Below are 18,034 nucleotides of genomic sequence, written 5' to 3'. Positions count from 1 at the left end.
CCTTAAGGTAAAGCCGGGAACTGTGTATGCCACTGTTTATTAACCGGCTCACCGCTGGTTGTCAGATGCTTAATGCTCACAGTGCGGCCATGTACAGCAAACCAGCGTTCGTTGTGTAACACCTGCTGCAACGGACGCTGGTAAAAATCACCATTACTGTTGTCAGTGGCCAGTGGCGCCAGCGGCAGGCCTTGTGCATTTAAAAAGCGGTAACGCTGCACAAAATCTGCCACGCTTTGACTGGTATCAACATCGGGCAGTTGGCTGATATCAATAAGCCAGCTTTGCTCTGGCTGATAGGCTAGTGTTTGCCACTGTGGCGTGCCGGCGCAGGTTAAACTGCTGCTTACTTTGATGCCATAAAAGTTGCGGCGGATGCCATCGGCGCTACTAAGCTGATAGCGCGCATGTTTATCGGGCGCGCCACTGAGGTTATTACTGGTTTTTATCTGAGTCCACTGCAGTTTATGGCCATTAACATCAGGCGCATCGCTGATATTTAACGTACAAACAGCAGCTTGCTCTGCACTAAGCTGCAGGCTTAAACCATATTTGTTTACCCTTTGTGGCTCAAGCAAGGCGGGATCGGCCTCTGCGGGGGCAGACGCATTAAATTCATCATAGAAGCCGTCAAACATATCTTCGTTATACAGCGGATATTCCTGCGACGGCGGATAGGTTAGATCAGCCTCATATTGTGCAACCGGAATAAACTTTAGCTTTTTAGTAAAGCCAGCGTCGGCAGATACAGCATTAACATAGAAAGTCAGGCTGGGTGGCAATTGCTGAAAGGTAAACTGCACAATGTGCTCATAGCGCAGCGACGATGCCAGTGCCAGCATATTTTTCTCTTGCCCGTTTAGCCAGTCCGGCGCTTCGCTTTGCGGCTGTAAATACTGCACCATAGCGCCTTCGGCGCCGTCGTATCGCCGGTGCAGCCAGTGCTTCTTACTATTGCGGATCTTCAGCTGATAACTCAATGGCTGGTCCGCCAGCGGTGTTAATTCCAGCTGTAAATCTTCATATTGCGCCGTTACTGTTTGGCCAGGATCCGGTGTCAGGCTAAGTGGCACCAGTTTGGCAGCCGTATAATGTGCGGTGGAGCTAAACTCCGTTACCTGCTCCAGCAGCTTATCCGGTGCATTCCAGCCAACCAGCAGGTTCTGACGGCCGGATTTATAAAAACCATCCTGATCCGCGTAGCTATAAGTGTGCACCGCACTAAGTTCCAACGGCACGACTTCGCCCCTGGCATTGTGTGCCGTTATATCGGTTAAGCTAAATTCACCTTCCGGCAAGACACCCGAAAAGTCATGCTGATACACGACATTAAGCAGGTGATCGTTTTGAAAGAAGTAACCGGTATCAAACGGAAATACTTCTTGCTGCGTCAAGGTGGTATTGGCTTCATCCACCACCAGCACCGGTTGGGCTTCATACTCAAAGGCAGAAAAGTCATGTTCAAATTCAAAACGTCGGGTTATATCACCCAGCTGACGCTGTTGTTCAAACATCACCACGTTGCTGCGCACCGTGCCGTTGTAACCATAGCGTTCAAACGGGGCCTCTACTATCAGAGCTAACTGCACTAACCAGCCACGCTCACGCTCCAGCAGCATCTGGCCATAAAATTTGCCATCTTCCTGCTCACTTTCTACTTTGGCCAACAAATGCGTGTCGGTTACCTGCAGCACAGTCAGGCTAGCATCGGCCTGGCCCTGATAGGCCGGCAGCTGCACGGTGGCCCCGACGCTTGCCGGTATTTTGCTGATAAAAGCCGCTGAGCCAAACAGCTTTTTCATTTCCTGCTCCAGCTCTGCACCGCGCTCAGCCAGCAACGCCTGCCACACCGGCTTATTCAGTGCGCTAAAGTCGGTTACGCTGCCACTGTTTAAATTAGCTGTAAACTCAAACCCTTGCGAAAAAATGGCGTGCATTTCAGGGTTGCGCTCAGCCGGCTCGACACTACTGACACCGCCGCCCTGGCCGTCGCGTATTTGCATATAATCCACAAGCACTTCAAACCTGCTTTCTGGGCCGGTATCGATAACTTTATAACGTAGCAGTTGGTGCGAAGTTGTATTAAGTGTTTCAGTACGCCGGCCGGTATCCAGCGTTATTTTTGCCGTGCTGTATACCTGATAGCTGCGCTCTTCGCCGCGTTCAGGTTTAAATTCAACATCAGTATCAACAAAAGAGCAGGCTGATAAAACACAGCAAGCGAAGGCGCTGGCGAGGTACTTCATGGCATTCCTATTACTTTACTCAAACGACAAAACGGCGCAGTTTAACCGTTAAAGCACTGTAAATAAAATGCTTTATCCGGTTAATTACTGCGCCGTGTACGCTTGGGTAACGTTATGGCTATATTTTGTGCTTGCGCTGCTGGTATACAAACAGTGCAACAGCCGCTACCAGCAACAGCAACTGCGCCGCCAGGCCCTGCACAGTAGGGTAAATACCCAACCAGCTTACCGTGGGCAGTTGAAGCGGGCTTATTGGCATAGTGCCGGCCTCCTGTAAGGCAACAACACCTTTGCCCACCATCACCACAGCAAGCACGATCATCAGCACGGCGGTACTGCCAAAGAAGGTTTTTAATGGCAGCTTCAGCGCAAATTTAAACATGGCGACACCCAATACTGACAGCGCCACTAACGCCGCTACAATACCGGCGATAAAACTGGATTGGTGCACCGCCCCGCCCTGTAGCCACAAGGACTGATAAAACAAAATTGTTTCAAATACTTCGCGGTAAACCGCTAAAAACACCACCAGCCCAAGGCCAAAGTAAGCACCGGATTTAAGCGCTTTATTTACCTGCTGGCCAATAAACTGCTGCCACTGCGCTGCAGATGTTTTGCTGTGCATCCAAAACCCCATATAAAACAGAATAGCTGCAGCAGTTAACGCGGTATAACCTTCGGTAAGCTCACGCGAAGCGCCGGATATAGTGATAACAAAACTGGCTACCACCCAGGTTACAGCCCCCAACGCCAGCGCCGCCACCCAACCAACATGTACTGAGCGCTTTAACCGTGGCTGTTGTGTTTTTACTGCCACGCTGTATATGGCCGCTACAACCAGCAAGGCCTCCAGCCCTTCGCGCAGCAAAATAAGCAGAGCCAGTAAAAATACATTAACCGGCGCTAATTCGGTTTCATCCAGTGCCTGCTGTGCTTGTTGCAATTGCTGCTGTATTTCGCTGATCTCCGCCTGTAGTACCGTAGTTGCAGCCTGCTGTTTAATTAACTGGCGTAGCTGCAGCATACGCTGTTCAATCTGGTCTTTTAGCGTGCTGTCTACCGCGGCCAGATTGTTTTCTGCCAGTTCAAAACCATCGAGATATGCCGATACAGCCAGATCGTAAGCCTGTGTATAGTGCTGCTGTTGTAAAAGTGCTGGTAGTAAATCCAGCTTGTCGTGGGCTATCTGCAACGGCGATGCTTCGGCAGCATTAAAAAACTGCTCTGGATGCTGGCGAAATAATGCCATTAACGCGCCACCATGCTCTGTGTATTGCTGTGCAACATCGTGCGGGGTAGCGGTTAACAAGTGCCCAATTGCAGTTTTGCTGACAAGTACCGACGGCACGGCTTTAGCCGGTTTGGCTTCGCTGGCACCTATTTGAGCCTTGCTGGCAAGAGCACCTACATAAAATGCCAGATCCCAGCGGCTTTGCTCATCCAGATGCGAAAAAGCCACCATACCGGTATCGGCCACGCCCAGGCTAATAGTGTTAAACAGGCCGAATAAACTGCGGGCGTTATAACGCTCAGTGTCATGAAAATCAGTTGGCGCCGGGTCCAGTGCTGTACCTGCCGGGCCATCGCCGTGGCCGCTATCACCGTGACAAGCCGCACAGTTTTGCTGATACAGTGCCTGGCCACGAGCGCGGTCCGGCGCTTGCTGTGGCAGTGCAATGGCGGGCATGGTAGCAATAACCGCTTTACGCATAGCAGCGGTTAATTGCTGAATGTCAGCTTCATCGGCATGTGCAGCCACCAGCTGTTGCAGCAAAACGGCCTGTTGTTGTAACTCATGTTGCTCCGGCGGTAACTGGGCCGGGATCAGGCTGGCAAATTCCTGCATTTCAGCAAACTCGGCGGCGTTTACTACCTGCCCTTGCTGTACAGCCTCTTTGTAATCGGCGCCAATATATTCAATTAATTGGATCAGCTTGTCAGACGCCTGGCCAGGCAAGGTAACAAGTAATAAACACAACAACAGCAGTTTTTTCATGGTACAACCAAAAGCTTAAAGGGAATGATTCGTATTATACTCGCTTTATTTGCTGCTATGACGCCCACCACTGCCAACCACCGTAAGAAACACGCCCTCTACCGATTAGCTTTACCCGCCTTAGTTCATTTGCCCGCAACAGGCTTTTATGAGTATGCTGTAACAAAAGCGCTACCGCCGGAGAAACAGTATGATTTTACTTAGCTATTTTGAACCTGAAACCAACAACTGGCGTGAATGCACCTTAGCCCAGCTACCGACAAATTTACCGGCTGAAGCCCGATTATGGATAAACCTGAACAACGCCAGCCAGGAAGAACAGCTGCAAATTATGCAGCGCTTTGCCATAGGCCCCACCCTGGCCGAAGATTTCAGCCGGGAGCGTCATCCGCCTAAACTGGAAGCGCAAACCGACTTTACCTTACTGATTATGCGTGGTTATGCCGATACTGACTTTAGCGAATACAGCGGCAGTGCTCAGGTTAACTTATTGTATTCAAAGCAAGTATTAATAAGCCGTATCCACTGCCACAATCCGCAGTTGCTAAAGCAACTTGAACCACAACTTAGCAGCGGCACCAACGCCACTATTGCCGATTGGGTAAAGCAGCTCACGTTAGCCGTGTCGGCCAGTTATCTGGAAAAACTGATTAACTTTGAAGATGAACAGAGCGACTTGGAAGATGTTATGCTGCACCGTGGCAATGATGAGCATATGGCGCGCATAATGCGGTACCGCTCGGTGCTGCGCAAAATTAATCGTAACCTGGCCTATCAGAAAGACATTTTTTCCGACGCTATGTATGAAGAACAAAACCCGTTGCTGCGTCATTTTAACAGCGCGGATATTCGCGACTTTTACGAAAAATTTGAGCGGCTGCACAGTATGACGGATATGTACTACGATCAGCTCAGCGATCTGGTGGAAGGTTATTTATCTACCACCTCGCACCAGATTAACGAACGGATGAAAGTATTAACCATTGTCAGCACTATTTTCATCCCTCTGACATTTATTGCTGGCATATACGGCATGAACTTTATCAATATGCCGGAGCTGCAAATGATGGATGGCTATTTTATTGTGCTGATTGCTATGGCAATAGGCGGCGTCGCAGGGCTGACATGGTTTAAAATACGCGGCTGGTGGTAACACCACCACAGGCTAGGGAGTTGTAAATGGCTGAAAACCAACCGCTGGATATTGAAGAAATAGTACGCGACAGCTTTAACGAAGATGAAGCGGAACAACTGACCGGAAAGCTAAGCCAGCTGGAACCGGAAGAAATTGCTATTGCGCTGGAAGCCATGCCGGTAGAGCAGCGGGTAAGCACCTGGCTGAGCCTGCACCCGGATGATCAGATAGCAGCACTGACCTATATGCGGGTAGACGCCCGCGACAATATTTTTAAACAGTTAGATGAAGCGCAGCTACGCAGCCTGGTTGAGGGCATGGAAGTTGATGATCTGATTGAGCTGCTTGATGAGCTGCCGCAGCGGATTTACGACTACGCCTGCTCACGCCTTGATGAAAGCCAGCGCCGCTGGCTGGATACTGCACTGGCCTATGATGAAGATCAGTGTGGCCGTTATGCTGATCACGATATGCTGATCATCAATAAAAATGCCAAAGTACGCGATGCTATCAGGCTGTTTCGCCAGTTGGCAGAAGACGCCGAATACCACGACGCACTGTTTGTGGTAGACCGCACCGGCCGCTACGCCGGCCTGGTACATGCCACTCAGTTACTCGGCCTTGGCAGCCACTTACCGATTGAAACCGTTATTGATAACGAAGCGCCGATAGTGGAAGGCGAAATGGAGCTGGATCAGGGCTCAGATATTGTTTCACGCTCTGGCTATACTGCGCTGGCGGTTATTGACGACGAAGGCAAATTGCTTGGCCGCTTATCTATCGGTGAAGCGTTGGAAAACGTGCGCCGCAGCCTGGAAAGCCAGTTTATGCACACCGCCGGTTTAGACGAAGAAGAAGACTTATTCGCGCCCATTTTTGACAGCGCCAAGCGCCGCGCGCTCTGGCTGGGTATAAACCTGCTAACCGCGTTTTTAGCAGCCTGGACCATAGGCCTGTTTGAGGCCACCTTACAGCAGGTGGTAGCATTGGCGGTTTTAATGCCGATAGTAGCCAGCATGGGCGGTATTGCCGGCAGCCAGACACTGACACTGATTATCCGCGGCCTGGCACTGGAACAAATTACGCCGAAAACCTATATGACATTGCTGCGTAAAGAGCTGGGGGTCGGCGCCATTAACGGTGTACTGTGGGCACTGGTGATAGCCGCTATTACTTATTTGTGGTTTGGTGACTGGATTATCGGCGGCATTATCGGTATGGCGATAGTGATCAATATCGTTATTGCGGCTATTTCCGGTGTGCTAATCCCTATCTGGCTGGAAAAACTGGATATCGATCCGGCCTTGTCAGGCTCAGTAATACTGACCACGGTAACTGATGTGATCGGCTTTTTCGCCTTTCTCGGTTTAGGCTCACTGTTTTTGCTCTCCTAGACAGGCTGAGTAGGAGCGCTGCACTAAAGCAGAAAAGCAACAGAATTATTTTGCCCAAACAGCAGTATTGTTGCTGCCTGAAGGCGCAGACACTTTTACAATAGCGACTGATCTTACCTCTTATTGGAGAGCGCATGAAAATTGCGATTTTATCGCGCAATGCTGAACTGTATTCCACCAAACGTCTGGTAGAAGCAGCAACAAACCGTGGCCATCAGGTGCAGGTAATCGATCCGCTTACCTGCTATATGAACGTTAACCGCACCAACTCTTCTATTCACCATAAAGGCCAGGTGTTGGAAGACTTTGACGCCGTGATCCCGCGTATTGGTGCCTCTATTACGTTTTACGGCACGGCCGTACTGCGCCAGTTTGAAATGATGGGTGTATACAGTTTAAATGAATCTGTTGCCATCAGCCGCGCCCGCGACAAACTGCGTAGCCTGCAGTTATTAGCGCGTCAGGGTATCGGCCTGCCGGTTACCGGTTTTGCCGATAAACCGGGCGATATTCCCGACCTTATCGAAATGGTAGGTGGCGCACCTTTAGTGATCAAACTGCTTGAAGGTACTCAGGGCATTGGCGTGGTGCTGGCTGAAACCCGCACCGCGGCAGAGAGCGTAATAGAAGCTTTTATGGGCTTAAATGCCAATATACTGGTGCAGGAATATATCCGCGAAGCCAATGGCGCCGATATTCGCTGCTTTGTTGTCGGTAATAAAGTAGTCGCCGCAATGAAACGCCAGGCTAAAGCCGGTGAGTTTCGCTCAAACCTGCACCGCGGCGGCACAGCCTCGGCCATACGGCTAAGCAAAGAAGAGCGCAGCACAGCCATTCGGGCAGCGAAAACCATGGGTTTAAATGTCGCCGGCGTAGATTTACTGCGCTCTAACCATGGTCCGGTAGTGATGGAAGTAAACAGCTCGCCGGGGCTTGAAGGTATTGAAGCGGCTACCAGCAAAGATATTGCTGATATCAGTATTGCTTTTTTGGAGCAAAAAGTGGCCAGCCATAAAACCAGGCGCAAACTTAACACCAAAGGAACCGGCTAATGCAAAACGGCACAAGAGCACCTTTTATACTGGGTAACAGTAATATTCCACCGGGCAGCCGCGCTGTAGTGGATATCCCCTTTGGCAAGCTGTATACCCACACCGAGCTAAACATTGGTGCTCATGTGATCCACGGCCGCAAAGACGGCCCGGTATTACTGGTAACCGCGGCACTGCACGGTGATGAAATTAACGGCGTGGAAATATGCCGCCGCTTGCTAAAACTGCCGCGACTGAATCAGCTTAAAGGTACGCTTATTATAGTGCCGATAGTAAACACCTATGGCTTTGTGCAGCAGTCACGCTATTTACCCGATCGGCGCGATTTAAACCGCAGCTTTCCAGGTAGCGAGAAAGGCTCACTCGGCAGCCGGATGGCATTTCAGTTTACCGATAAAATATTAAAAAACTGCACTCATGCCATTGACCTGCACACCGGCGCTATTCACCGTTCTAACCTGCCACAGGTGCGCGCCAGCGCCAAAGACAAAGTGGCGCTGCGCATGGCTGAAGTGTTTAACGCGCCCATTATTATTAAAGCTGCCAGCCGTGACGGCACTATGCGTGGCACGGCCAATAATTTAGGCATTCCGCTTTTGCTCTATGAAGCCGGTGAAGCGCTGCGCTTTGACGAGCAATCGATCAATGTCGGCGTGCGCGGTATTTTAAATGTGATGACCGATTTGGGTATGCTCAGGGCGATGCGGAAAAAGCCGACCACCAAATCGTTATTTTCTAAAAAAAGCAGTTGGGTGCGGGCCGAGCACGACGGCATAGCACGCTACTATGTGGGCCTGGGCCAAACAGTAAAAACCGGCGATGTGCTGGCGCATATCTATTCACCCTACTCGGATTTTGAAGTGGCGGTGCCGGCCAGCTTTGACGGCATTGTCATTGGCCGTAACAACCTGCCGCTGGTAAACGAAGGAGAAGCGCTGTTTCATGTCGCTGAAGTCAGCTCACTTGATGAAGCAGAAAAAACTCTGGATGCCATTAATGACGAAGTAGACAATGCCATGCCACCGGTACTGGGTGAAGAATATGGCGTGGTTTAAAGCGCTACTGCTTTTGTGATACCACGTCGTAACGTTTCAGCTCAGGCAAGCGCTGTTGTAATTGTTTTTCAATTTCATCCAGCTCCTGCATACGCTGGCAGAATAACGCCGATTTTTCTTCCAGCTCTACCGCTTTGGCATCCAGCCCCAGATTAATTTTGTCTACCATTTGGCCAACCGACTGCCAATCCTGATTGTCTGAACGCTCAAAGTTACTGTCTGAGTGGCGCAAGGCATCGCGCAGTGCCCCCCATACCGCACCAACAGTATGGCGGGCCAGGTTATCCAGTTGGGGTTTTAATTCGTCATGCAGAAAATAATCCAGCTCATTCAGGCTCTGCGGCGCCAGATAGAAGTGATCGTTACTGCGCACAAAGCGCGACATCCACTGAAAGGTAGTTTCCCGCACCAGCTCGCGCCATTCAGCCTGCTGCGCCTGGCTGCCAATACCGCTGAACATGGCTTCAATGCTGGATAATCCCAGCTCCACACCGTCTACCGCTATACTAACAATTTCAGGTACAAAACGGCGTAAACCCTGGCTGTACTGCGCCAGCAATAAGGTGTCGTCTTCTTCCAGCGTAACCCACTCACCACGAACAAACAGCTGATGATCAGCGTTTATCTGCACATGGGTGCGGTTGTTTTGCATAATACGGATCTGATCAGGCGAGATAATAATACCGTGCGCAAACGCCATATTGCACTCCGCTGCCGATAACAGCGGCGCAAACAACAGCATAAAGATAAAGAAAAAACGCTTCACTGATAATTTACCCGGTCACTTCGTCAGACAAAGCCTACGTTAGCGCAGCAGAAAACACATTACCCTGCATCGCAGGGCAATTGCCACCTGTCGAAAATGCAGCCTGGTGCATATTAGCTGGTCCGTGTTAATAGAAAGGTTCTATCGACACACTGCCGTCTACCAGCAGTATTTTTGACGGGCCGTATTCGCGGCGGCTGCGGATAATATCTTTGTCAAAATGCACTTCAACCGCAGCAAACAGCTGCTGGTGCGCCACAATAAGTGCCTGCTCCAGTTTTTCTTTGCGTTGTACTTCCAGTGCTTTAACATCGTCAATTAATGCCAGTGCCACCGTTTTGTGGTCATCAAATTCACCCTGTAACTCCTGGCGGCGTAATTCTATCTGGGCGTTGCCTTCAATTTTCTTCAACTTTTCCAGTTGTTCCCGAATATCCAGCATATCTTTTTTCGCTGCAGCAATACTGGCGCGCAGTACTTCTTGTTTTTCCACTATCGGGTCGGTCAGCCGGTTCAGCTCAATATAAATGTTGCTGCTGGAGGGCGCACCAAGGTTGCCTGTATGAATACCGTAATCCAGATAATAATAGCCGCCGATAACCTTACCATTAGGGTTGTCTTCAGGGCCGGCATACACTTTGGCGGCAGACACCGCACAGTGCATTATTTGCTTTTTAACGTAAATATTGCCGTTAGCACTTAAGCGGGCATATTGCGCAATATTACACTCGATATCGCCCTGCGCTTTTAGCTCTGTGCTGTATTCCGTGTCTTTTTCTGCAGTGGCTATCTGATGGCCAATAATAGCGCCGCCAATTTTGATATCACCGCCGGCTTCTACCAAGCTACCTTCAACAAAGCCTTTTACAAAAACATTGCCACCGGCTATAACTTTCATGCTTTCAGTGACATCGCCGTTAATTACAACTGAACCACGAAAAATAATATGTCCGGTAGCCAGATCAACATTCTTTACGGTAAACACCTCGTCAACGGTAGCACCGTTTTCGATTACCCGGGGTAAACCATCACGTGCGGCCAGCAATAAATCGGTATCCTCTGCCGATAGCTCACTGCCTTCGCCCAAATTCCACTCCACAACCTGCCCCGGTGTAGCGGGCAGCACATTGCCGGTAACGGTCATGCCATCTACCCCGGCAGTAGGCGGATGCCGGCGCATTAAAGGTTCGGCAGCGCGAATAGACGGAATAACACCAAAGTCGCGTAAGTCGGCTTTTTCTTCAGACTGCAGTAAGGGTTTGTTGCGCCGGCTTTCCATATCGGGGATCAATGCTTCAAAGCGGGAGTTAACCCCCTGCACGACCTGGCGGCCACGCGCTATAACCAGTTTTACTTTGCTGCCCGGATCGGCTTTACTGGCATGAGTTACCAGCTTGATGATGTGCTCTTTACTAAAACCAAATACCACCCCGGCTTCCTGCGCGGCTTTAACCAGCATATTGGCCGACACCGGTGGCCCGCCCCAGGCTGAGGTAATAATGGCGGCGGCTGACATCTTGTCTTCGCTGATATCAAACTTAAGCTCTGCCGGGCGCATGTCGGCAATACGGTACGTTAATGGCGCACCTTCTGCTTGCAGTTTGTCTTTAATTTTTTGCTGAATTTGCTGATATTCTATCAGCAGGTTGGTGAGTTGATCCTGGATTAAAAAGCAACGGCCATAGCCGGCTTGCTGTAACTGGGCGTTAACGTCCTGCGCCGTCAGCGCATTCAGAGTTACAGGCACGGTTATCTTTATACTATTATTGTGCTCGGTAAATTGCATATGGCTTCACACTTCAGGTTACTGCACGAAAGCTAGTCTAATGAAGCAAATAACCGGCCTGAACACAAGCCCTTTTGCTAACGCAGGGCTCAGTTGTGGCTAATACATCAGATATAGTTTTCCTGGTGGATACGGATAAACAAGTCTGTACCCGCTTTACTGTAATCAATTTTATATTCTTTGTTATTAATAGCCTGGACGAAAAGTAAGGTTTTCACTTCGCTAAAAACGTCTGAACTTGAGATATCAACCACTTCCATATAGCGATCTTTTGCATCAGCTCTGTTAGCTGGCACGGCTTCAGTAAACACTTTTACACCGTGTCTTGTTACGACAACAACCGGATCGTTATCATCATTTACTATCACCAAGTCAAGCTTTTTATTTTTATGGATCAAGGTGTTACGACCACTAACTAAAAACGGTTTTTCGTAAGTATTCATTCATTGCCCTGCACAATATTTGGGAATGACAATATTATGATACAGTCAGCCCATAGTGTCTAGGTTGCTGTATTCTGGATACATTGTAACCTGGCCTGATTAATCTGCTTACACAGGTTAAGCGCATCAGCTTCGCTAAGCTCGACAGGCACAAAAATATCAAAGCCGGTAGCATCAGCCAAACGCTGCATCCGGTGCGCAAAAGCCGCTTTAATACCGTTATATTGCTGTTGGGCTGTACTGAAGTTTTCGCCTTCAACCAATAACTCACTGGCGCACTGCCCGCTATTACAGCCTTGCCTTATAGCTTCTACATACAAGGCACGTTGCTCGGTCATAATGCGCACTGCCAGACGCAGTGGTAAGCCTTGTAAAAAGCTGTCGTAATCGGTCAGTTTAAAGGCAATATAGCTGAGTTTTTTTTGCTCAAGCTGCGGTACACCGCTGTATAAAAAGCTGTTCCAGGGTAAAAACCAACTGCCGCGCCGATGAAAATACCGTAAACCTTTTTCATCATACTGCAAAAAATAGGCTGGCTCAGACAGCTTGGCCCAACCGGCAAAAAGCCCCAATGCCGCTATAACAAACGCTAGCGCATGCAGCACATTCAATTGCTCTACCCAGAGTAAACTGAGCAACAGTAACAGTAATACTGCGCCACTGCCCAACATCAGTGCAGCGCCCCCCCGGCTTGCACCACCCTGAATTTGACTCAGCTGCATATTCATCACCTCCGCTGCCGCTATATTATGGCTAATATGGCAGGCTTTGCCGCTTAGTTCAGCAGATATTGTTGAATTAAACCGCAGTTATATCCCGCTTAATCGACCAACGCCGCTACGACTGCGATAACAGGAAATCTAAACAGTGCTTTCTTCCATACAATAAGGCAGAAATTATTATTAAGCTGTTATCCGGGGTTATTGTGGCAAAATTACATTCAAAATTAATTTGGGTGATTCTCATCGCTCTGCTGGTATTTGTAGGCTATTTGTACTGGATACCCAGCCAGAAAGTGGATGCGCGTCGCGATGCCGCTGTCGTAGCCGTAAGTACCGCTAAAGTAGAAACCAAGCCGATGATCCGCAGCGTTAATTCACTGGGTACCGGTATTTCTAACCATTCTATTCAGTTAATTTCGCCCACCAGCGACTTTGTCACTGAGCTGAACATTCGTGAAGGTAAAGCCATTAAACAAGGTGAAGTGATTGCCCGTTTACATGATGTGGAAGAGCGCGCGCGCGTAACCGAGCTGGAAGGCATACTGGAAGATCAAAAACGCCAGTTAGACCGGCTGAAAAACCTGGCTACCACTCAGGCCACTGCGCAATCGATGCTGGATGAGCAACAAACCCGGGTAAATACTACACTGGCACAACTGGATATTGCCAAAGCCCAGTTAGCGGAAATGACTATCCGCGCGCCTTTTAATGGTCACCTTGGCCTGCGCCAGGTTAGTGTTGGTGCTTATATTAATAGTGGTACTGTTATTACCACACTGGATGATTTAAATACCCTGCGCGTTGCCTTTAGCGTTGCCGAGCATTATCTGGCTGATATCAGTGTTGGTATGCCTTTAACCGTAACCAATGCCGCTTATGGCGATATCACCTTTAACGGTAAAGTCAGCGCTATTGATACCCGGCTGGACCCGGTTACCCGCACTGTCACAGTACACGGCGCTTTACCTAATGAAGATTTGCGCTTGCGCCCCGGCATGTTGCTGCATGTAAAGCTGGAGCTGGACAACCGCGTAGCTATGCAAATTTCAGAAAAAGCCCTGGTGCCGCAGCAGCAAAAACAGTTTGTTTATAAAGTTGATGCTGACAACAAAGTGACTCAGGTTGAAGTCACCACCGGGCAGCGTGTGCCAGGCTGGGTTGAAATACTGGGCGGGCTGGAAGAAGGCGATGAAGTGGTAGTTGAGGGCATTCAGAAACTGCGCTCAGGCATCACCATTAACCGGGTTGGAGGCTGATATGCTGCTGTCCGATTTGTCGGTTAAAAGGCCGGTATTTGCCACTGTTGTAAACCTGCTGCTGGTGGTATTTGGTATTGTCTGTTTTACCATGCTGCCGCTGCGTGAATACCCGGATATTGACACGCCTATTGTCAGTATCGGCACCAACTATCCTGGCGCCTCAGCCGAAATTGTTGAATCTAAAATTACCCAGTTGCTTGAAGATCGCATTAGCGGTGTTGAAGGTATAAAGAATATTAACTCGGTCAGCCGCAATGGCCGCTCGAATATTTCTATTGAGTTCGCTGTTGAGCGCGACATAGATGCCGCCGCCAACGACGTGCGCGATCGGGTGTCACGCGCGTTAAACAACCTGCCGGATCAGGCCGACCCACCTGAAGTATCTAAAGCCAGTGACGATGAAGACACGATCGCCTGGTTTGTATTAAACAGCGAAACGATGACCTCGCTGGAGCTAACCGATTACGCCGATCGCTATATTGTCGAGCGTTTTTCAGTCGTTGACGGCGTAGCCCGTTTGCAACTGGGTGGCTCGCGTGATTACGCCATGCGTATCTGGCTGGACCGCGATGCCATGGCATCACGCGGTGTAACAGTGCAGGATATTGAAAACGTATTACGGGCAGAAAACGTAGAACTGCCTGCCGGTAATATAAAATCTACCGATCGCGATTTTACCGTGCGTGTCGTGCGCACTTACAAATCTCAGGAGGATTTTCGCAAGCTGGTTATTAAACGCGGCGCCAATAATTATCTGGTACGGCTGGGCGAAGTTGCCGATGTACTGCTAACGGCAGAGAACGAAGAAAGCGAGTTTCGCGGCGACGGTAAAAACCTGCTGGGTATCGGTATTATTAAGCAGTCAAAAGCCAATACGCTAGAAGTGGTTCAGGCCGCCCGGGCAGAGATGGAGCGAATTAAGCCTACCCTGCCGGAAGGCACCACCATTGAGCCGGGTTACGATTCTTCATTGTTTATTGCCGAGTCGATCAAAGAAGTTTACAACACTCTGGCCATCGCGATGGCGCTGGTTATCGTAGTGATATTTCTGTTTTTAGGTAATATCCGCGCTACCTTTATTCCGGCCATAACCGTGCCAGTATCGCTGGTAGCGGCGGTTACCGTGCTGTTTGCGCTGGATTTTTCGGTTAACCTGCTGACCTTGCTGGCCATGGTATTAGCCATAGGTCTGGTGGTAGATGACTCTATCGTGGTGCTGGAAAACATTTACCGCCGCATTGAGCAAGGCGAGCATCCGCTGCTGGCCTCTTATCGCGGCGCACGCGAGGTTGGTTTTGCGGTTATTGCCACTACGCTGGTACTTATTTCGGTGTTTGTGCCGCTGGTGTTTATGCAAGGCCAGCTGGGTAAACTCTTTACCGAGTTCGCATTGGCGATTGCCGCTGCGGTGGCGTTTTCCAGTGTTACCGCGCTTACGTTATCACCGATGCTATGCAGTAAATTACTGACGCACCAAAAACGTGAAAGCAAACTCGGCCTGTGGCTACATGGTGCCTTTCATAAACTGGAAAATGCCTACCGGCGCCAGTTGGATGTTGTTTGCGCTACACGCTGGCCGGTGATCGTAGTGGTTGTGCTGTGCTTTTTAGCCAGTTATATGCTGGTAAAACTGTTACCCAGCGAACTGGCGCCGGTTGAAGATCGTGGTACTTTCTTTGTCATGATGAGCCCGGCTGAAGGTGCCAGTTACGCCAGCAATAGCCGCAATATGCGCCTGATTGAAGACGTACTGATGCCCTACTACCATGACGGCGAATTTAACCGCTTACTGGTACGGGTGCCAGGCTGGGGTAACAGTGGTGGTATTGCCATAGTCGGCACTGAAAACTGGCATAACGGTAAACGCCGCACGCAGGACTTAATGGGCGAAGTAGGCGAAAAGCTAAACGACATACCCGATGTACGTGCTTTCACCTTTATGCGCAGCGGACTGGGTGGCGGCGGTGGCGGTGGCCGGCCAATCCAGTTTGTATTGCAGGGTAATACCTATGAAGAGCTGGCACGCTGGCGCGACATTGTGATCAGTAAAGCGGCAGAAAACCCTAATATTCTGATGCTGGATCATGACTATAAAGAAACTGTGCCGCAGATACTGGTAGAAATTGACACCGAGCGCGCCGGCGATTTGGGTATTTCTGTCGGTGCTATTGGCCGCTCGCTGGAAGCTATGTTGGGCGGTCGCCGGGTCACCACTTTCTTAGATCGTGGTAAAGAGTACGATGTTATTATTGAAGGCCTGGACGACGATTTCAGCTCACCGGGCAGTATCAGCAATGTCTACCTGCGCTCGGATACGTCTAGCGAGCTAATCCCGCTGGATAACCTGGTAACACTGCGTGAAGAGGCTACGTCATCCAGCCTGAACCGTTACAACCGGATGCGGGCCATTACGTTAACCGCCAGTATGGCACCGGGCTACAGCCTGGGCGAAGCGCTGGAATATCTGGAGAACGTGGTTAAAACAGAAATTCAGGACACCGTTGGTATTGATTACAAAGGCGAATCGCTGCTGTATCAGGAAAGCGGCAGCTCTACCCTGATGGTATTTATTCTGGCCCTGGTGATCACCTACCTGGTGCTGGCAGCGCAGTTTGAAAGCTTTATTCACCCGCTGGTTATTATGATCACCGTTCCGCTTGGGTTAGTTGGTGCCTTGTCTGGCTTGTATTTCAGTGGCATGACACTGAATATCTACAGCCAGATTGGCCTGGTAATGCTGATAGGGCTGGTAGCGAAAAACGGTATTCTGATTGTTGAATTTGCCAACCAGCTGCGCGATGCCGGCATGGAATTTGTTGCCGCCATTCAACAAGCGGCAGCACAGCGGTTACGCCCTATTGTGATGACAGCCTTTACCACTGCAATGAGCAGCATACCACTGATAGTAGCATCAGGGCCGGGCTCAGAAAGCCGGATGGTAATAGGTATGGTTATTTTCGCCGGGGTATCGCTGGCAACACTGATGACCATCTATGTTGTACCGGTAATGTATATAGCGTTAGCGCGAAATACCGGCTCACCCAAACGGCTTGAACATAAACTGCAGCAGCTGGAAAAAGAAGCGCCAGACGAACATGCGGCAGACGAGGTACACCCAAGCTGATCACATCAGCAAGCCCGGGTTGTTAACTAATAAAAACGCCCCGCAGGTTTAATAGCGGGGCGTTTTTTTAACTACAGTGCCGTTTAGCTACAGCGTCGAGTTATTATTCAGAGCGCCTCGCTGCTCTCCCCCTCTTTATCTACCGGCGGCGGTGGCAACATATCTTCACGGCTGATGCCCAGAATCTCTGCAATAGCGCTGGCCACATAAATAGACGAGTAAGTACCTACCGCAATACCAAACAGCAGTGCAGTGGCAAAGCCATGTATTAGCGCGCCGCCCATATAAAACAGCACTATTAATACTAATACAGTGGTTAAAGACGTAATAACCGTACGGTTTAGCGTAGAGGTAATCGCATCGTTGATGGTTTCTGCTACCGTTGTTTCACGCAATTTACGGAAACTCTCACGGATACGGTCAAATACTACAATGGTGTCGTTAATCGAGTAACCTATCAGCGCCAGTATCGCGGCCAGCACCGTTAAATCAAACTCCAACTGCAATACGGAAAACAGCCCCAGCGTTAAAATAACGTCATGTGCCAGCGCTGCTACTGCCCCCACCGACAAACGCCATTCAAAACGCATGGCAACATAGGCCAGAATGCCCAACAGTGCCATCAGCATAGCCAGGCCGCCGTCTTGTTTTAGCTCTTCGCCGACACTGGGCCCGACAAACTCAACCCGGCGCATGGTTACCGCCTCAGCCTGTTGGCTATTAAGTGCCTGCAGCACCGTGTCCCCCACCACCGCCTGGGCAATATCGGCGCGCAGCGGAATACGGATCAGCACATCGCGGCTGGTGCCAAATAGCTGCACCACCGCATCTTCATAGCCGGCGTTAGTCAGCGTTTGTCTTACCGCCACTAAATCGGCCGGTTTGGCAAAGCCTACCTCAATCACAGTACCGCCGGTAAAATCCAGCCCCCAGTTAATGCCGTTAATAGCAATAGAAGCAAAAGAGCCTAATACCAGCACGGCTGACAACACAACAGCCGCCCATTTTAACCGCATAAAATTTAGCGGTTTGGCAAAGTTAAATATCTGCATGCCG

Annotated in this window: 13 protein-coding genes; 6 read left to right on the top strand and 7 right to left on the bottom strand. The window is 49.9% G+C overall.

Annotated features, from left to right (window positions below; all coding sequences use genetic code 11):
- Window positions 1–2: 2 nt before the first annotated feature.
- Together AR688_RS13945 and AR688_RS13940 are read right to left on the bottom strand one after the other, a co-directional pair.
- On the bottom strand, window positions 3–2,246 hold the full coding sequence (locus AR688_RS13945) for a hypothetical protein (RefSeq protein ID WP_068235078.1): 2,244 nt from the start codon (window positions 2,244–2,246) through the stop codon (window positions 3–5).
- Between the two features lie 118 nt (window positions 2,247–2,364).
- Window positions 2,365–4,242 carry a cytochrome c/FTR1 family iron permease gene (locus AR688_RS13940; RefSeq protein WP_068235075.1) on the bottom strand — a complete coding sequence of 626 codons (1,878 nt, stop codon included), beginning with the start codon at window positions 4,240–4,242 and terminating at the stop codon, window positions 2,365–2,367.
- Window positions 4,243–4,432: 190 nt separating this feature from the next.
- Here AR688_RS13940 and AR688_RS13930 point away from each other — a divergent pair, with 190 nt between their 5' ends.
- The 4 genes from AR688_RS13930 (at window position 4,433) to AR688_RS13915 (ending at window position 8,878) form a co-directional block, all read left to right on the top strand.
- Window positions 4,433–5,395, top strand: a complete 963-nt coding sequence (locus AR688_RS13930) for a magnesium transporter CorA family protein (RefSeq protein WP_068235071.1) — start codon at window positions 4,433–4,435, stop codon at window positions 5,393–5,395.
- A 26-nt stretch (window positions 5,396–5,421) separates the two neighbouring features.
- Window positions 5,422–6,771, top strand: coding sequence for a magnesium transporter (gene mgtE, locus AR688_RS13925; RefSeq protein ID WP_068235069.1), 1,350 nt, complete (start codon window positions 5,422–5,424; stop codon window positions 6,769–6,771).
- Window positions 6,772–6,905: 134 nt separating this feature from the next.
- Window positions 6,906–7,823: a 30S ribosomal protein S6--L-glutamate ligase gene (rimK, locus tag AR688_RS13920; RefSeq protein ID WP_068235066.1), complete on the top strand. Its 918-nt coding sequence runs from the start codon at window positions 6,906–6,908 to the stop codon at window positions 7,821–7,823.
- Complete coding sequence (locus tag AR688_RS13915) at window positions 7,823–8,878, top strand: succinylglutamate desuccinylase/aspartoacylase family protein (protein WP_068235063.1); 1,056 nt, start codon at window positions 7,823–7,825, stop codon at window positions 8,876–8,878. The genes rimK and AR688_RS13915 overlap by 1 nt, the downstream gene beginning before the upstream one ends.
- Window positions 8,879–8,882: 4 nt before the next feature.
- On the opposite strand, the gene AR688_RS13910 is transcribed toward AR688_RS13915, so the two are convergent.
- The 4 genes from AR688_RS13910 to AR688_RS13895 form a co-directional block, all read right to left on the bottom strand.
- Window positions 8,883–9,578, bottom strand: a complete 696-nt coding sequence (locus AR688_RS13910) for a DUF2884 family protein (RefSeq protein WP_068235914.1) — start codon at window positions 9,576–9,578, stop codon at window positions 8,883–8,885.
- 193 nt (window positions 9,579–9,771) lie between these two features.
- Entirely contained in the window at window positions 9,772–11,391 is a 1,620-nt protein-coding gene (locus tag AR688_RS13905) for a DUF342 domain-containing protein (RefSeq protein WP_231732077.1), read from the bottom strand.
- Between the two features lie 146 nt (window positions 11,392–11,537).
- Complete coding sequence (locus AR688_RS13900) at window positions 11,538–11,873, bottom strand: hypothetical protein (protein ID WP_068235058.1); 336 nt, start codon at window positions 11,871–11,873, stop codon at window positions 11,538–11,540.
- Between the two features lie 59 nt (window positions 11,874–11,932).
- Complete coding sequence (locus tag AR688_RS13895; RefSeq protein ID WP_068235907.1) at window positions 11,933–12,595, bottom strand: DUF2982 domain-containing protein; 663 nt, start codon at window positions 12,593–12,595, stop codon at window positions 11,933–11,935.
- 203 nt (window positions 12,596–12,798) lie between these two features.
- On the opposite strand from AR688_RS13895, the gene AR688_RS13890 reads away from it, so the two are divergent.
- Both AR688_RS13890 and AR688_RS13885 read left to right on the top strand, forming a co-directional pair.
- The gene (locus AR688_RS13890) at window positions 12,799–13,851 is read left to right on the top strand and encodes an efflux RND transporter periplasmic adaptor subunit (protein ID WP_068235055.1); all 1,053 of its coding nucleotides are present in this window, start codon (window positions 12,799–12,801) and stop codon (window positions 13,849–13,851) included.
- 1 nt (window position 13,852) lies between these two features.
- Window positions 13,853–16,978, top strand: a complete 3,126-nt coding sequence (locus tag AR688_RS13885) for an efflux RND transporter permease subunit (protein ID WP_068235052.1) — start codon at window positions 13,853–13,855, stop codon at window positions 16,976–16,978.
- A gap of 107 nt (window positions 16,979–17,085) precedes the next feature.
- Here AR688_RS13885 and secF read toward each other — a convergent pair whose 3' ends face one another.
- Window positions 17,086–18,030 (bottom strand): protein translocase subunit SecF, encoded by a 945-nt coding sequence (gene secF / locus AR688_RS13880; RefSeq protein WP_068235050.1) that lies wholly within the window; start codon window positions 18,028–18,030, stop codon window positions 17,086–17,088.
- Between the last annotated feature and the right edge of the window lie 4 nt (window positions 18,031–18,034).

Origin of the sequence: Rheinheimera sp. EpRS3 (genome assembly GCF_001513785.1) — a bacterium.
In the GTDB taxonomy this organism is placed as follows: Bacteria; Pseudomonadota; Gammaproteobacteria; order Enterobacterales; family Alteromonadaceae; genus Alishewanella.
The sequence above is the reverse complement of the archived record's forward strand: the minus strand, read 5'-3'. Positions and strand labels throughout refer to the sequence as shown.